General features: G+C 63.4%; 16 protein-coding genes and 1 pseudogene. 13 read left to right on the top strand and 4 right to left on the bottom strand.

Going from position 1 to position 14364, the window contains the following annotated elements:
• Positions 1-4 precede the first annotated feature (4 nt).
• Positions 5-799, top strand: coding sequence for a thymidylate synthase (locus tag NKJ76_RS14635; RefSeq protein WP_023682098.1), 795 nt, complete (start codon positions 5-7; stop codon positions 797-799).
• A gap of 11 nt (positions 800-810) precedes the next feature.
• On the opposite strand, the pseudogene NKJ76_RS14630 reads toward NKJ76_RS14635, so the two are convergent.
• Positions 811-1010 (bottom strand): annotated as a pseudogene (locus NKJ76_RS14630) (TOBE domain-containing protein).
• A 156-nt stretch (positions 1011-1166) separates the two neighbouring features.
• On the opposite strand from NKJ76_RS14630, the gene modA reads away from it, so the two are divergent.
• From modA to NKJ76_RS14610, 4 genes are all read left to right on the top strand, one after another.
• Positions 1167-1964: a molybdate ABC transporter substrate-binding protein gene (modA, locus tag NKJ76_RS14625; protein WP_023735950.1), complete on the top strand. Its 798-nt coding sequence runs from the start codon at positions 1167-1169 to the stop codon at positions 1962-1964.
• Between the two features lie 15 nt (positions 1965-1979).
• Positions 1980-2684, top strand: coding sequence for a molybdate ABC transporter permease subunit (modB, locus tag NKJ76_RS14620; RefSeq protein ID WP_023667413.1), 705 nt, complete (start codon positions 1980-1982; stop codon positions 2682-2684).
• Positions 2681-3793 carry a molybdenum ABC transporter ATP-binding protein gene (gene modC / locus NKJ76_RS14615; RefSeq protein ID WP_023668327.1) on the top strand — a complete coding sequence of 371 codons (1113 nt, stop codon included), beginning with the start codon at positions 2681-2683 and terminating at the stop codon, positions 3791-3793. Before modB ends, modC begins: the two co-directional genes overlap by 4 nt.
• 69 nt (positions 3794-3862) lie before the next feature.
• Entirely contained in the window at positions 3863-4204 is a 342-nt protein-coding gene (locus tag NKJ76_RS14610) for a winged helix-turn-helix domain-containing protein (RefSeq protein ID WP_023667411.1), read from the top strand.
• Between the two features lie 50 nt (positions 4205-4254).
• On the opposite strand, the gene cobF is transcribed toward NKJ76_RS14610, so the two are convergent.
• Complete coding sequence (gene cobF, locus NKJ76_RS14605; protein ID WP_352537728.1) at positions 4255-5016, bottom strand: precorrin-6A synthase (deacetylating); 762 nt, start codon at positions 5014-5016, stop codon at positions 4255-4257.
• 147 nt (positions 5017-5163) lie between these two features.
• Between cobF and NKJ76_RS14600 the strand changes: the two genes are divergently transcribed.
• The 6 genes from NKJ76_RS14600 to NKJ76_RS14575 all read left to right on the top strand — a co-directional run bounded on the left by NKJ76_RS14600 (position 5164) and on the right by NKJ76_RS14575 (position 10888).
• Positions 5164-6180 (top strand): DUF4424 domain-containing protein, encoded by a 1017-nt coding sequence (locus NKJ76_RS14600; protein WP_352537727.1) that lies wholly within the window; start codon positions 5164-5166, stop codon positions 6178-6180.
• The gene (locus tag NKJ76_RS14595; RefSeq protein WP_023667408.1) at positions 6180-6698 is read left to right on the top strand and encodes a dihydrofolate reductase; all 519 of its coding nucleotides are present in this window, start codon (positions 6180-6182) and stop codon (positions 6696-6698) included. The genes NKJ76_RS14600 and NKJ76_RS14595 overlap by 1 nt, the downstream gene beginning before the upstream one ends.
• Before the next feature lie 145 nt (positions 6699-6843).
• Positions 6844-7965, top strand: coding sequence for an FtsH protease activity modulator HflK (hflK, locus tag NKJ76_RS14590; protein WP_023714743.1), 1122 nt, complete (start codon positions 6844-6846; stop codon positions 7963-7965).
• Positions 7965-8942, top strand: coding sequence for a protease modulator HflC (hflC, locus tag NKJ76_RS14585; RefSeq protein ID WP_023668332.1), 978 nt, complete (start codon positions 7965-7967; stop codon positions 8940-8942). The genes hflK and hflC overlap by 1 nt, the downstream gene beginning before the upstream one ends.
• Positions 8943-8946: 4 nt before the next feature.
• Positions 8947-9132: a DUF2065 domain-containing protein gene (locus tag NKJ76_RS14580; RefSeq protein ID WP_023668333.1), complete on the top strand. Its 186-nt coding sequence runs from the start codon at positions 8947-8949 to the stop codon at positions 9130-9132.
• 238 nt (positions 9133-9370) lie between these two features.
• Positions 9371-10888 (top strand): DegQ family serine endoprotease, encoded by a 1518-nt coding sequence (locus NKJ76_RS14575; protein WP_023753511.1) that lies wholly within the window; start codon positions 9371-9373, stop codon positions 10886-10888.
• Positions 10889-10934: 46 nt separating this feature from the next.
• Here the strand turns inward: NKJ76_RS14575 and NKJ76_RS14570 are convergent, their stop codons facing one another.
• The gene (locus NKJ76_RS14570; protein WP_023740245.1) at positions 10935-11507 is read right to left on the bottom strand and encodes a GNAT family N-acetyltransferase; all 573 of its coding nucleotides are present in this window, start codon (positions 11505-11507) and stop codon (positions 10935-10937) included.
• Positions 11504-12391 carry a phosphoserine phosphatase SerB gene (gene serB, locus NKJ76_RS14565; protein ID WP_352537726.1) on the bottom strand — a complete coding sequence of 296 codons (888 nt, stop codon included), beginning with the start codon at positions 12389-12391 and terminating at the stop codon, positions 11504-11506. The genes NKJ76_RS14570 and serB overlap by 4 nt, the downstream gene beginning before the upstream one ends.
• On the opposite strand from serB, the gene miaA reads away from it, so the two are divergent.
• Together miaA and NKJ76_RS14555 are read left to right on the top strand one after the other, a co-directional pair.
• A complete protein-coding gene (gene miaA / locus NKJ76_RS14560) occupies positions 12381-13364 on the top strand; it encodes a tRNA (adenosine(37)-N6)-dimethylallyltransferase MiaA (protein WP_352537770.1) in 984 nt (327 codons plus the stop codon). The genes serB and miaA overlap by 11 nt on opposite strands.
• Before the next feature lie 131 nt (positions 13365-13495).
• Complete coding sequence (locus NKJ76_RS14555; protein ID WP_023690907.1) at positions 13496-14287, top strand: GGDEF domain-containing protein; 792 nt, start codon at positions 13496-13498, stop codon at positions 14285-14287.
• Positions 14288-14364: the final 77 nt, after the last annotated feature.

The following is a 14364-nucleotide window of genomic DNA, read 5'->3' as shown; positions in this document are numbered from 1 at the left end:
GCCGATGCGCCAGTATCTCGACCTTTTGCAGCATGTGCTGGACAATGGCGCCGACCGTGGCGACCGCACGGGCACCGGCACGCGTGGGGTGTTCGGGTACCAGATGCGCTTCGACCTGTCGCGCGGCTTTCCCGTCACCACCACCAAGAAGCTGCATCTGAAGTCGATCATCCATGAACTCCTGTGGTTCCTGGCCGGCGACACCAACATCAAATACCTTAGAGATCATGGCGTTTCGATCTGGGACGAATGGGCCGACGAGAATGGCGATCTCGGCCCGGTCTATGGCAAGCAGTGGCGCTCTTGGCCGGATGGCCATGGCGGGTCGATCGACCAGATTGCCAATGTTCTGAAGGAGATACGCAGAAATCCGAATTCACGCCGGCTGATCGTTTCGGCGTGGAACCCGGCCGAAGTGGAGGCGATGGCGCTGCCACCGTGCCACTGCCTGTTCCAGTTCTACGTCTCGGAGGGCAAGCTGTCCTGCCAGCTCTACCAGCGCTCGGCCGACATTTTTCTCGGCGTACCCTTCAACATCGCTTCCTACGCGCTGCTGACCTTGATGGTGGCGCAGGTGACCGGGCTGAAGCCCGGCGAGTTCGTCCATACGCTGGGCGATGCGCATCTCTATTCCAACCATTTCGAGCAGGCGCGCGAGCAATTGCGTCGCACGCCCAAGGCGCTGCCGACGCTGTGGATCAATCCGGAAGTGAAGGACCTGTTCGCCTTCCGCTTCGAGGATTTCCGGCTGGAAAACTATTTTGCCGACGCGTCGATCAAGGCGCCGATCGCGGTCTGATCCGCCCACCTTCAATCAATGCCGACCATGACGCCCGATGCCTTGATCACGGCATAGGCCTGCTTGCCTTTTTCGAGCTCGAGATCGGCAACGGCCTCGTTGGTGATCGAAGCGGTGACGACTGAGCCGCCGACATCACCGCGGACAGGCGAGGTGCTTTGGCGATCTCGACGATCGTTCCCTTGAGGATGTTGCGGGCGCTGATCTTCATCGGAGTTCCTTTCCGGGATTTCGGTGCACGTCCAAACCACAACAATCATGCCGAACATACGCTTTCGCAGGAGGCGGCCTTCCCTTGTTATATTCATCCAGATATATCGGTCGGCAGGAGTCGAGCCAGCAGATTTCAAGCCCAGGGAGAGTTTTCATGTTGGGGCACAAAGGTTTTGGTTTGAGGGCGATCGCGATTGGCGGCTTTGCCGTAGCTCTGATGGCCGTGATGCCGGCGGCTCACGCGGGAGACAAGGTGATCGTGTTTGCCGCAGCCAGCCTCAAGGACGGGCTCGACGCCGTCACCAAGGCCTGCGAAGCCGATGTCGGTGAAGCGGCGACCGTCTCCTACGCCGCGAGCTCGGCGCTGGCCAAGCAGATCGAAAGCGGGGCGCCCGCCGATGTGTTCATCTCGGCCGACCTCGACTGGATGAAATATCTCTCCGACAAGAAACTGACCAAGCCGGACACCGAGGTGAAACTGCTCGGCAACCACATCGTGCTGGTGGCGCCGAAGGATTCCAAGGTCGAAACCAGGATCGAGAAAGGCTTCGACCTCGCCAAGCTGATCGGCGACGGCAAGCTCGCCATGGGCGACGTCAAGGCGGTGCCGGCCGGCAAGTATGGCAAGGCGGCACTTGAATCGCTCGGCGTCTGGTCGTCGGTCGAAGGCAAGGTGGCGCAGGCCGAGAATGTGCGCGCCGCGCTGAAGCTGGTTTCAACGGGCGAGGCCGCGCTCGGCATCGTCTATGCCACCGACGCGCATGCCGACAAGGGAGTCAAGGTGGTCGGCACCTTCCCGGAGGATTCGCACCCGCCGATCATCTATCCGGTTGCCCAGACCACCGATTCGAAGGACAAGGATACCCCGGCTTTCCTGAAGTGCCTGCAGTCCGCCAAGGCGGTGGAGCTGTTTAGGGATCAGGGTTTCACCGTGCTCACGCCGAGCAATTAAGGTAGCGGCTGACGCATGAACTGGCTGCTGGACCTCACTCCCGACGAATGGAATGCGGTCCGGCTGTCGATCAAGGTGGCGACGGTGGCGATGCTGTTCAGCCTGCCGCCGGGCATCTTGATGGCGCTTTTGCTGGCCCGCGGAAAATTCTGGGGCAAGACGCTGCTCAACGGTGTGGTTCACCTGCCGTTGATCCTGCCGCCGGTGGTGACAGGTTATCTCTTGCTGCTTACCTTCGGCCGGCGCGGGCCGGCGGGAGCGTTCCTGGCCGAGCATTTCGGCATCGTCTTCTCGTTTCGCTGGACCGGCGCCGCACTGGCCTGCGGTATCATGGGCTTTCCCCTGATGGTGCGGGCGATCCGGCTGTCGATCGAGGCGGTCGACCGCAAAATGGAGGCAGCGGCGGGAACGCTCGGCGCCAACCCGATTTGGGTCTTCGCCACCATCACGCTGCCGCTGATCCTGCCCGGGCTGATCGCCGGCTCGATCCTGTCCTTCGCCAAGGCGATGGGCGAGTTCGGCGCCACCATCACCTTCGTCTCCAACATTCCCAACGAGACGCAGACGCTGCCTTCGGCGATCTACACCTTCACGCAGGTGCCTGGCGGCGATGACGGGGCGCTCAGGCTGACGCTGATCTCCATCGTCATCTCGATGGCCGCATTGGTCGCCTCGGAAGTGCTGGCGCGGCGCGTCGGCCGGCGGATGGACATCGAATGAGCGTGCTGGTGGACATCAGCCATCGGCTCGGCGGTTTCGCCGTCGACGCGCGTTTCGAAAGCGCCGGGCGGCTGACGGCGCTGTTCGGGCCATCGGGCTCCGGCAAGACGACGCTGATCAACGTGATCGCCGGCCTGATCCGGCCGACCAAGGGCCGTATCGCGGTCGACGGCTGTGTGCTGGTCGACACCGATGCCGGCATTTTCGTGCCGAAGCACAAGCGCCGGATCGGCATGGTGTTCCAGGACGCGCGGCTGTTTCCGCATATGAGCGTGGCCGGCAATCTGCGCTATGGCCGCTGGTTCACGCCACCGGCGGAGCGCTATGCGGATATCGACGCGGTCGTCGAACTGCTCGGCATCGGTCCTCTGCTCGACCGGCGACCGGCAAAGCTCTCGGGCGGCGAGAAGCAGCGCGTGGCGATCGGCCGGGCGCTGCTTGCCAGCCCGAAACTGCTGTTGATGGACGAGCCGCTGGCCTCGCTCGACGATGCGCGCAAAGCCGAGATCCTGCCCTATATCGAGCGGCTGCGCGACGAGACCAAGCTGCCCATCGTATATGTCAGCCACTCCGTCGCCGAGGTGGCGCGGCTGGCCAGCGACGTGGTGGTGATGGCGCAAGGCAAGGTCGCTGCCTCAGGCCCGACCGGCGCGATCATGCAACGGCTCGAATTGCTGCCGGCGGAGGAACGCGGCGAGGGCGGCGCGGTTCTCGACACCAAGGTGCTGCGCCATGATGAGATCTTCGGGATGACCGTGCTCGGCTCGGCGGCGGGCGAAATCCGGGTGCCGCAATTGGCGGTCTCGGTCGGCGCGCCTGTGCGCATCCGAATCCGCGCCCGCGACGTGATGATCGCCACCGAACAGCCGAAAGGTCTCAGTGCGCTCAACATCCTGCCGGGCGCCATCGTCGCAATCGGCTCGGGCGAGGGGCCGACGGTCGAAATCGGCATCGACTGCAATGGCGCAACCGTGCTTGCGCGCATTACCGAACAATCCAGGCAGGTACTGAACCTTCAACTCGGCGGCAAGGTGTTCGCGGTGATCAAGACGGTCAGTTTCGACCGCGCCAACACCGGCGCCGGGCTGCCGGCCGAAGCGGATGGCTGATAGCCGCTATATCGTTTTGGAATAGCGCTATGGGTCGAGAGGGGCTAGTGTGACCGTAGAGGACAAGAGATGCCGTCGCTGAGCCTGCGGATAAATCTCGATCCGGACGGGCGCATAGGTCCGGGCAAGATCGAATTGCTGGAGCAGATCGCCACTTTCGGCTCGATCTCGGCTGCGGCACGCGGCATGGAGATGTCCTACAAGCACGCCTGGGATCTGGTGGAAGATATGAACCGTGTGTTCGGCAAGCCGCTGGTCGCGGCGCAGACCGGCGGCAAAAAGGGCGGCGGCGCGCAGCTGACATCAGTTGGCCTTGCAGTCGTCAGCCGTTTTCGCGCTATCGAGCGCGCTGCGGCGGCAGCGGCGGCCACGCATATGGACGCCTTGCAGGCCGAGATTGATGCTGGGTGAGGGGAGGAAATGAAGAACTGAAGAACTGAAGAACTGAAGAACCTTACTGCCTACTCCCGCTTTCGCAGCAGATACGTATCCATGATCCAGCCCTTTCTTTTCCGGGCTTCTTCTCTCGTCCTCTCAATCTCTTCGCCAACATCACCCAGGCGACCGGAAACGAGGATCTCGTCCGGTGTGCCGAGATAGGCGCCCCAGTGGATGATCAGATCCTTGTCTGCCAGCGTGTTGAAGGCGCATTTGCCGTCGAGCATGACCACGGCGCTGCCGGCATTGTGCGGCATGCCTTGTTCGGCGAGGCGGCGGCCGGTGGTGATCAGCACGGGGTCGCCGATGCGGTTCAGCGCCATCTTGTGGCCGGCGGCTAGCGCCTGGACGGCGGTGATGCCGGGAATGACCTCCAGTTCGAATGCGACATTGCCCCTCAGTCGTACGCGCGCGAGGATGCGCAGCGCGCTGTCATAGAGCGAGGGGTCGCCCCAGATCAGGAAGGCGCCGCAGCCGTCCTCGGCAAGTTCGTCGCGGACTAGGCTCTCATAGATCTGGGCGATGGCCTCGTGCCAGTCATCGACGGTCGAGCGATAGGAAGGCGCCGGCTCGGCGCGCACCGGCACGTCGAACTCGACGCGGCGCGATTTCGGATTGCTGACGAAACGGTCGCAGATATGGCGGCGCAATTCGGCAAGGTCGTTCTTCTTCGCCCCCTTGTCGGGGATAAACAGGACGTCCGCCCGGTTTAGGCCTGATATGGCCTGCACGGTCATATGGTCGGGATTGCCGGCGCCGATGCCGATGACGAGAAGCTTGCGCATGACGCGAACTCCTGCCCGATCGAAACCTGTTAGTCCAGACCGCCGATTGGCGTGTCCAGACACTGTGGCGTCCTGCTGGGAGACGGAAGGCTTTGAAACGCCACATTGAAACGGCTAGGGTCGCGGCATTCTTGGCGAGGGGCTTCGATGTTGCAATATGTTCTGTTCGTAGCGCTGGCGCTTTTTGCCGTGCCCGCGCTGGCCAATGATACGACCGCCGAACTCGGCACAGGTGGCCTGATCCTGTCGCGTAGCGACGCGGTGTCGATGCAAAGCGAGGATCTCTATATCTCGCCGGAAAAGATCACGGTCGACTACGTCTTCCACAACAACACCGACAAGGATGTAAATGCCATCGTCGCTTTTCCGCTGCCGGACATCGAAGGCAATCCGGAGGAAATGCCGGCCATCCCGGAAAACCAGAGCGACAATTTCCTTGGCTTCGAGGTGACGATCGACGGAGCGCCGGCAAAGCCGCAGCTCGAGCAGAAAGTGTTCGCTGTCGGCATCGATATCGGCGCCGATCTGAAGGCGCAGAACGTGCCGTTCAATCCGTTCGGCGATGCGGCCAAGGCGGCCCTGGCGAAGCTGCCGAAAACGGTCGCCGAGGATTGGGAAAACCGCGGCATCATCATCGAGGATACGGGCAGCGACGGTACCGAGGCGAACAAGGTCTATACGCCGTGGTGGCAGTTGCGCTCGACCTATTGGTGGCGCGCGATATTTCCGGCCAACAAGGATGTCCACGTCTCGCACCGCTACAAACCGAGCGTCGGCGGCACGTCATCGGTGAGTTTCTTCTATGACGGCAAGTTCACCGAGGGCAGCCAGTACACGACCTACAAGACCCGCTACTGCATGGACGACAGCTTCGAGAATGCGGTGCGGCAGGCCGCCAAGGCCGACGGTTATCCGCATTTTTACGAGAACCGCATAGCCTATATCCTGACCACTGGCGGCAACTGGGCCAATGGCAGCATCGGCAAGTTCAAGCTAACCGTCGACAAGGGCAATCCGAAAGCGCTGATCTCGTTTTGCGGCGACAATGTCAAGAAGGTCGGGCCGACGACCTTCGAGACGGCGGCGCAGGATCTCTATCCCGAGCACAACATCGACATATTGCTTTTGGAGCCGTCGGATGACGGCGCCGGGGGAGCCAACTGATGGACGTCGCGATCTATGTCGCCATTGCGCAGAACGGCGTCATCGGGCGCGACGGCGGCTTACCGTGGCGGCTGTCCACCGATCTCAAGCGCTTCAAGGCCGATACGATGGGCAAGCCCGTCATCATGGGCCGCAAGACTTATGAAGGCATCGGCCGGCCGCTGCCGGGCAGGTTGAACATCGTGGTGACCCGCGACAAGGCCTGGCGCGCCGAGGGCATCGAGGTAGCGCACTCCCTGGAGGCCGCGATCCAGCTGGCCACGGTGCGCGGGCGTTGCATGGCCGGCGTCGACGAAATCTGCATCATCGGCGGCGGCGAGATCTATGCGCAGGCGCTGCCGCTGGCAGACCGGCTGCACGTCACCCATGTGCTGGCGGCGGTCGATGGCGACGCGCATTTTCCCGACATCGATCCGGATTTGTGGCGCCTTGTCAGCGCTCAGGACGTTCCGGCCGGTGAAAAGGACAGCCATGCGACGCGCTATTCGGTTTACGAGCGACGCCGCGGCGTGCATTGAGACGATAAAAGGGTCGCGAACGTCCAAAACGGACATGCTCGGCAGCGGATCGCGTTGAAAGCGCATCGCGGCATCCCTATAGAAGAACAACTGGATTTTGCGCCGCAACGCCGGCGCCGAGGGAATTCCAAGCGAAAGGACATTCATGCCCTGGAACGACAAGAGCGGCGGTGGCGGCGGCCCATGGGGTGGTGGCGGCGGCAACAATCAGGGACCCTGGGGGCAGGGACCGAAGGGGCCCAGCGGCCCGCCGGGGTCACCTCCCGATCTCGAAGACATCATCCGCCGCGGCCAGGACCGGCTGCGGCGCGCGCTGCCCGGTGGCGGCGGCGCCAGCCCGGCCGTGTTTGCGCTGATCGCAGCGGCTCTGATCGTGCTGTGGGCGTTCAAGGCGGTCTACACCGTGCAGCCGGACGAGGTTGCGGTCGAGCTGCGCTTCGGCAAGCCGAAGGCGGAGCTGTCGCAGCCAGGTCTGCATTTCCATTGGTGGCCCGTCGAAACCGTCGAGACGGCCAACATCGCCGAACAACTCGTCGATATCGGTGGTGGCGGCGCGACGAGCGGCAACTCGTCGGGGCTGATGCTTACCGGCGACCAGAACATCGTCAACGTCCAGTTTTCGGTGGCCTACCAGGTCTCCGATCCCCGGGCCTATCTGTTCGACGTCTCCGACCCAGAAGGCATGCTGCAGCAGGTCGCAGAGAGCGCCATGCGCGAAGCGGTCGGCCGGCGACCGGCCCAGGACATCTTCCGCGACGACCGTCAGGGCATTGCGGCGTCGGTGCGTGAAATCATCCAGACGACGCTGGACGGCTACAAGGCCGGCCTGAACGTCAACGCAGTTTCGATCGAGGACGCGGCGCCGCCGCGTGAAGTGGCCGACGCGTTCGACGAAGTGCAGCGCGCTGAGCAGGACGAAGACAAGTTCGTCGAGCAGGCCAACCAGTATTCCAACCAGAAGCTCGGCCAGGCGCGTGGCGCCGCGGCGCAGATCCGCGAGGACGCGGCAGCCTACAAGAACCGTGTCGTCCAGGAAGCCGAAGGTGAGGCGCAGCGCTTCATCTCGGTCTATGACGAATACGCCAAGGCGCCCGATGTGACGCGCCGGCGGCTTTATCTGGAAACGATGGAAAAGGTGCTGAAGGATTCCAACAAGGTCATCGTCGAACAGGGCAATGGACAAGGCGTCGTTCCCTATCTGCCGCTGCCGGCACTGCAGCCGAAGGCGCCGGCGCCTGCCGGCGCGACCACGGGAGGAGCCCAGTGATGGCCAATCGTCTTCCCATCATCGCGGTCATCGCGGCCGTGCTTCTGTTCCTGCTCTACTCCTCGGTCTTCGTGGTCAACGCGCGCCAGCAGGCGCTCGTGCTGCGGTTCGGCGAGATCGTCGACGTCAAGAATGAACCCGGCATCTATTTCAAGGCGCCTTTCGCCTTCTTCGACGCCGACAGCGTGCAGTTGATCGAAAACAGGGTGCTGCGCTTCGATCTCGATAACATCCGCGTCCAGGTTTCGGGCGGCAAGTTCTATGAGGTCGACGCTTTCATCGCGTACCGCATCTCGGATCCGCGGGTGTTCCGCTCCGCGGTGTCCGGTCAGATCACACTGGCCGAAGCACGACTGAGGACGCGTCTCGATGCGGCGCTGCGCCGTGTCTACGGTCTGCGCGACTTCGAGGCGGCGCTCTCGGAAGAGCGGGCCGTGATGATGCGCGAAGTGCGCGATCAACTGCGGCCCGACGCCACTTCCCTCGGCCTGCAGATCGAGGATGTGCGTATCCGCCGGACCGATCTGACGGCTGAGGTTTCGCAGCAGACCTTCGACCGCATGAAAGCCGAACGTTTAGCCGAGGCCGAACGGCTGAGGGCACGCGGCAAAGAGGCCGCGCAGCGCATCACCGCTCGCGCCGACCGCGAAGTGGTGGAAATCGTCGCCGAGGCGCGCAAGGAATCGGAAATCCTGCGTGGTGAAGGTGAAGCCCAGCGCAGTGCGACCTTTGCCGACGCCTACAAACGCGATCCGGCGTTCTTCGACTTCTACCGGTCGATGAATGCCTATGGCACGGCGCTGGACAACTCCGGGACGACGATGGTGCTTTCGCCGAACTCGGAGTTCTTCCGCTTCTTCCGCAATCCGGACGGTACGGACGCGAAGCCGGCGACACCTGCGGCTCCGGCGACGGCACCTGCCGCGCCGGCGACGGCACCTGCCGCGCCGGCTGCACAACCTGCACCCGCCCAGTAGGGCGGTGCAGGATTTCCTTGCGGCAATAGGCCTGGTCCTCGTCGTAGAGGGTCTGGTCTATGGCGGCTTTCCCGGCCTTGCCAAACGTCTTGCCGGCGAAGTGCTGTCGACGCCGGAAATTGCGCTGCGCATCGTCGGGCTGGTGGCGATCGCCATCGGCGTCGGCATCGTCTGGTTGGTGCGTGGCTGAGGACCGCTGATCTGCAATTCCAGGAAAGTGTGAGCGGTTTTCCGTCCGGAATTGCGTAAAAGCAAAGGGATTGAACGGTTCGCCGTTTCCGCGAAACGGCGAACCGCTCTAAGGTGTAACGGAGGATTTATCCTCCTGATGTGGCCATAGCCGCAAACGTGCCGTATTTCTTGCCAACATGACGCGACGCGGCGTTTTGCCGAAGCGCTTTTTCTTTTCAGATTCCGGGAGGCTTTCGATGACATCCAACACCCTTCTGCGCGCGGCGCGGCGGACGTTCATCGCAGGTGCTGCGGCACTTATGGTCGGCGCGCTTGCCGTTCCGGCTTTGGTGACGCCGACGGTGGCCGCGGACGGACCGGCTTCGGTTGCCGACCTCGCCGAAGGCCTGCTCGGTGCGGTGGTCAACATCTCGACCTCGCAGACCGTGAAGGGCACGGAAGGTCCGGGCGCGGTGCCGATGCCGCAGCTGCCGGAGGGTTCGCCGTTCCAGGATTTCTTCGACGACTTCTTCAAGAACCGTGGCGGCGACAAGGATGGCGGCGCGCAAAAGGTGCAGTCGCTGGGCTCCGGCTTCGTGGTCGACGCCGAGCAAGGCATTGTCGTCACCAACAACCACGTCATCGCCGATGCAGACGACATCGAGGTGAATTTCTCCGACGGCGTGACGCTCAAGGCGACGCTGGTCGGCACCGACACCAAGACCGACGTGGCGGTGCTCAAGGTCGACCCGAAGGGCCACAAGCTGACGGCGGTGAAGTTCGGCGATTCCAACAAGATGCGCGTCGGCGACTGGGTGATGGCGATCGGCAATCCGTTCGGCCTTGGCGGCACGGTGACGGTCGGCATCGTCTCGGCCCGCAACCGCGACATCAATTCCGGCCCCTACGACGACTTCATCCAGACCGACGCCGCCATCAACCGCGGCAATTCCGGCGGGCCGCTGTTCAACAGCCTGGGCGAGGTCATCGGTATCAACACGGCGATCATCTCGCCGTCGGGCGGCTCGATCGGCATCGGTTTCTCCATCCCCTCGCAGCTTGCCTCGGGCGTCGTCGACCAGCTGCGCCAGTTCGGCGAGACCCGTCGCGGCTGGCTCGGCGTGCGCATCCAGCCGGTGACCGACGACATCGCCGAGAGCCTCGGCATGGCGACCGCCAAGGGCGCGCTGGTGGCCGGCGTCATCAAGGGCGGACCGGTCGACAACGGCACAATTCTCGCCGGCGACGTCATCATCAAGTTCGATGGCAAGGACATCCATGAAATGCGCGACCTGCCGCGCGTCGTGGCGGAAAGCCCGGTCGGCAAGGCGGTCGACGTGATCATCGTGCGCAAGGGCGTCGAGCAGACGGTGAAGGTGACGCTCGGCCGGCTTGAGGACGGCGAGAAGGTCGCTGCCGGTGAGGACGGCACTACCGATGAGGACAAGGGCGGCGACAAGGCGCCCGCGGTCTCCACGGCCTCGGTGCTCGGCATGACCGTCGGCGAGCTCAATGACGACACACGGAAAAAATTCGGCATCGCGGCCGACGTCTCCGGCGTCGTCATCACCGACGTCACCAAGGATTCGGCCGCCGCCGAGCGCGGCATCCAGGCCGGCGAGGTGATCACCGAAATCGCCCAGGAATCGGTCGCGACCCCGAAGGACGTCATGGACCGGATCGGCGCGCTGAAGGAGCAGGGCCGCAAGAATGCACTTCTGATGCTGGCGTCGAAGACCGGCGAGTTGCGCTTCGTGACGATCCGGATGGATTGAGTCCGGTCAGGCCTGCAACGATCTGATTTCGAAATGAAAAGGGCGGCTAGTTAGCCGCCCTTTTTCTTGCCTGCCAGTCCTTGCGCGACAGGGTGTAGAGGACATGCCGCTTGAGGTGCGGGTGGCTGTCAGGGATGGATGGGTGGTCGAAATCGCGAGCCGGGTCAGGGCTCATGCCAAGACGCTCCATGACGGCCGTCGAGCGGCGGTTGGCCGCGACGGCGAAGGAGACGATCTCGTCCCGGTCAAGCGTCTCGAAGCCATAAGAAAGCCATGCCTCGGCTGCCTCGGTGACGTAGCCCTTGCCCCAGAACTCGGGCGCCAACCGCCAGCCGATCTCGATCGTATCGGAGGGCAGGGACGGCACGTGATCGGTCTTTAAGAGGCCGACGAAACCGATGCATTCCCCAGTCGCGGCGATCTCGGCGGCGGCAAAACCAAAGCCGTCCTCGGCGATCCAGCCCTGAAACTCGTCCATCTTGGCATCCGTCTCGGCGCGGTCGCGGCGAAATGGAAAGAACTCCATCACCCGCTCGTCCGAATTGATGCGGTGGAAGAGTTCGCGATCACGGTCTTCCCAGTTGCGCAGGATCAGGCGCTCGGTGCGCATCGGTTTCATTGGGCGAACTCTTCCTGGCGGTAGCCCTGGAGATAAAGCAGCGCGGTGAGATCGCCATGGTCGATGCGGACCTTGGCTTCGGCAGCAACGGCCGGCTTGGCGTGGAGCGCGACACCGGTGCCGGCCAGGCGGATCATGTCGAGGTCGTTGGCGCCGTCGCCGACCGCAATCGCATCGAATGGGGTCAGGCCGAGGCGGGCCGAGATATCGTTCAGCGCATCGGCCTTGGCGGCACGGCCGAGGATCGGCTCGGCGACAAGGCCGGCAAAGCGCCCGTTCTCCTCGATCAGGCGGTTGGCACGGTTTTCCTCGAAGCCGAGCATGGCGGCGACACGGCTGGTGAAGACGTCGAAGCCGCCGGAGACAAGCGCCGTCCAGGCGCCATTGGCGCGCATCGTCTGCACCAGAGCGCGGCCGCCCGACGCCAGCGTCAGGCGGTTCGCGATGATGCGGTCGACGACGGCGGCATCGAGGCCTTTCAGCAGCGCCACGCGTTCACGCAGCGCCGGCTCGAAAGCGATCTCGCCGTTCATCGAGCGTGCCGTGATGGCGGCAACGCGGTCCTTGACGCCGATCTCGTCGGCGAGTTCGTCGATGCATTCCTGGTCGATCATGGTTGAATCCATATCGGCAAGCAGGATTGTCTTGCGGCGGCTTTCGGCCTGCTGAACGATCACGTCGACCGGCTCTGAACCAAGTGCTGTGCGCAAGGCCGCACTTGCCTCAGCGGCTTCTGCCCCCTCGGGCAACACCAGATCGCAGGCGACGCCATCGCCCAGCCAGCGAACAGCGCTTGCACCGACCGACCGTGAGGCGATATTCGCAAGCGAGGCCGACATCGCGCGGCGGAGGGGGTGGGACACAAGCGTGGCAATGAGCGGCATCGAGACTTCCAAGCAGCTAGGCGAGGGCGGGCAGGCGGGCGAGGGCCGCGTGAAGAACGCGATCCTGATAGCCGGGCCGACAGCCAGCGGCAAGTCGGCGCTGGCGCTCGATCTCGCCGAGCGCAAGGGCGGCGTCATCGTCAACACCGATTCCATGCAGGGCTATTCGGTGCTCGATGTGCTGACGGCGCGGCCGAGCGCCGCCGAACTCGGCCGCGCGCCGCACTTTCTCTATGGCCATGTGCATCCCTCCACCGCCTATTCCACCGGCGCCTGGCTGCGCGACGCGATGAAGCTGATCGATGACGGCACGCTCGCCCGACAGCCCGACGACGCCGCCTTTGAACGTCCGGTGATTTTCGTCGGCGGCACCGGGCTCTATTTTCGCGCACTTGCCGAGGGCATTTCGGAAATGCCCGACATTCCGCAGCAGGTACGCGACCGCTGGCGCTACGAGTTAAAGGAGCAAGGCGCAGCCAAGCTGCACCGCATCCTGATGCATGAGGATTCGGCGGTCGCCATGCAGCTGAAGCCGACCGACGGCCAGCGCATCGTGCGGGCGCTGGAGGTGCTCGATGCATCCGGCCGCTCCATCCTCGAATGGCAGGCAGCGCGCGGCCGGCCGCTGATCGACCGCGACAGCGCTCGGTTCTTCGTTATCGAGCCGGACCGCGCCGCCCTTGTCGAGCGGATCGAAACAAGGTTCGACCGCATGCTCGATCTCGGCGCGCTCGATGAGGTCAAACGGCTTGCGGCGCTTGGCCTCGATCCCGAGCTGCCGGCGATGAAGGCGATCGGCGTTCGCGAACTTTCGGCCGCCATGGCCGGTGACATCAGCTTTCCTCAGGCCATCGAGCGCTGCAAGGCAGCGACGCGGCAATATGCCAAACGGCAAACGACGTGGTTTCGCCATCAGCTGGGACCGGAATGGCTGCGATTGCAGCCCGGCGACGGCCTGCAAGCCGTGATTTGATTTTCGTGCTGCTAATACAATTAAAGAAACAGAAGTAGGAATGAACATTCCCGCTCCGGTTGTCTGGATTAACCGTCCGTAAGGCGCCGGCATGCCATAGATCCGGGGGGTACTTTTCCAACGGGGAGCAGATGCGTTTCCACAAGGCGGAATCCGCATTTTTCGTCTTTATTTTCGTGATCCTGGCCGCAGGCCTGGTGACGCTTTATGCCTATGGTCAATTGCAGTCCATCGCGGTCGGTCACGATACGACTTCCCGGGTCGAGCGGATCGCTTATCTCAACACGCTGCTGTTTGTCACCGGGGTGCTGCTGGCGACAGCGCTGTTCTTCGGCGTGTTCTTCATCTACCCGTTGATCCGTAGGCAGGCGACGGAAGAGGGCAAGCTGCGCGCCATGACGGTTTCGCTCAGCGCCCGCTCGGAAACGCTGCAGCATGCGGCATTGACCGACGGCCTTACCGGCATGCAGAACCGGCGCTATTTCGACGATGCGCTGAAGGAATATCTCGAGGAATTCCGCCGCATCGAAAAGCCCGTCGGGCTGATGATCCTCGACCTCGATCATTTCAAGCAGGTCAACGACACGCATGGCCACGATGTCGGCGACGAGGTGCTGAGGGCAGTCGCCAATTGCCTCAAAGGCATGACGCGCTATCACGACGTGGTGGCGCGGCTCGGCGGCGAAGAGTTCGCCGTTGTCACCCCCAACATGGACGCGGAGTTGTTGGGGAAGTTCGCCGAACGCATCCGCAAGGCGATTGCCAACATGTCGGTGCTGTCGGGCAATGTCCGCCTCAAGATCACCACCAGTGTCGGTCTTGCCGTCTGGGATCGGAAGGAAACGGCCGAGGAATTCTACCGCCGCGCCGACCGCCAGCTCTACGAGGCGAAGAGGCAAGGCCGCAACCGCGTTTGCGCCTAAAATCCCGGCATTAAATCCGTGAGGCTGGCCGTTTGATGCCGTCTTCTGCGCTTCCGGCCTTCGCCGGCCGAAGCACT

The sequence above is a fragment of the Mesorhizobium sp. M0029 genome, from assembly GCF_040323735.1.
Taxonomy (GTDB): domain Bacteria; phylum Pseudomonadota; class Alphaproteobacteria; order Rhizobiales; family Rhizobiaceae; genus Mesorhizobium.
Note: the sequence above shows the minus strand (reverse complement) of the source record. Positions and strands in the feature narration are given on the sequence as shown.

What these genes read in the sequence shown, in the direction of transcription:
- NKJ76_RS14635 (WP_023682098.1), top strand. Translation starts at nt 5, where the DNA reads ATGCGCCAGTATCTCGACCTTTTGCAGCATGTGCTGGACAATGGCGCC.
- modA (WP_023735950.1), top strand. Translation starts at nt 1,167, where the DNA reads ATGTTGGGGCACAAAGGTTTTGGTTTGAGGGCGATCGCGATTGGCGGC.
- modB (WP_023667413.1), top strand. Translation starts at nt 1,980, where the DNA reads ATGAACTGGCTGCTGGACCTCACTCCCGACGAATGGAATGCGGTCCGG.
- modC (WP_023668327.1), top strand. Translation starts at nt 2,681, where the DNA reads ATGAGCGTGCTGGTGGACATCAGCCATCGGCTCGGCGGTTTCGCCGTC.
- NKJ76_RS14610 (WP_023667411.1), top strand. Translation starts at nt 3,863, where the DNA reads ATGCCGTCGCTGAGCCTGCGGATAAATCTCGATCCGGACGGGCGCATA.
- cobF (WP_352537728.1), bottom strand. Translation starts at nt 5,016, where the DNA reads ATGCGCAAGCTTCTCGTCATCGGCATCGGCGCCGGCAATCCCGACCAT.
- NKJ76_RS14600 (WP_352537727.1), top strand. Translation starts at nt 5,164, where the DNA reads ATGTTGCAATATGTTCTGTTCGTAGCGCTGGCGCTTTTTGCCGTGCCC.
- NKJ76_RS14595 (WP_023667408.1), top strand. Translation starts at nt 6,180, where the DNA reads ATGGACGTCGCGATCTATGTCGCCATTGCGCAGAACGGCGTCATCGGG.
- hflK (WP_023714743.1), top strand. Translation starts at nt 6,844, where the DNA reads ATGCCCTGGAACGACAAGAGCGGCGGTGGCGGCGGCCCATGGGGTGGT.
- hflC (WP_023668332.1), top strand. Translation starts at nt 7,965, where the DNA reads ATGGCCAATCGTCTTCCCATCATCGCGGTCATCGCGGCCGTGCTTCTG.
- NKJ76_RS14575 (WP_023753511.1), top strand. Translation starts at nt 9,371, where the DNA reads ATGACATCCAACACCCTTCTGCGCGCGGCGCGGCGGACGTTCATCGCA.
- NKJ76_RS14570 (WP_023740245.1), bottom strand. Translation starts at nt 11,507, where the DNA reads ATGAAACCGATGCGCACCGAGCGCCTGATCCTGCGCAACTGGGAAGAC.
- miaA (WP_352537770.1), top strand. Translation starts at nt 12,381, where the DNA reads ATGAGCGGCATCGAGACTTCCAAGCAGCTAGGCGAGGGCGGGCAGGCG.
- serB (WP_352537726.1), bottom strand. Translation starts at nt 12,391, where the DNA reads ATGCCGCTCATTGCCACGCTTGTGTCCCACCCCCTCCGCCGCGCGATG.
- NKJ76_RS14555 (WP_023690907.1), top strand. Translation starts at nt 13,496, where the DNA reads ATGCGTTTCCACAAGGCGGAATCCGCATTTTTCGTCTTTATTTTCGTG.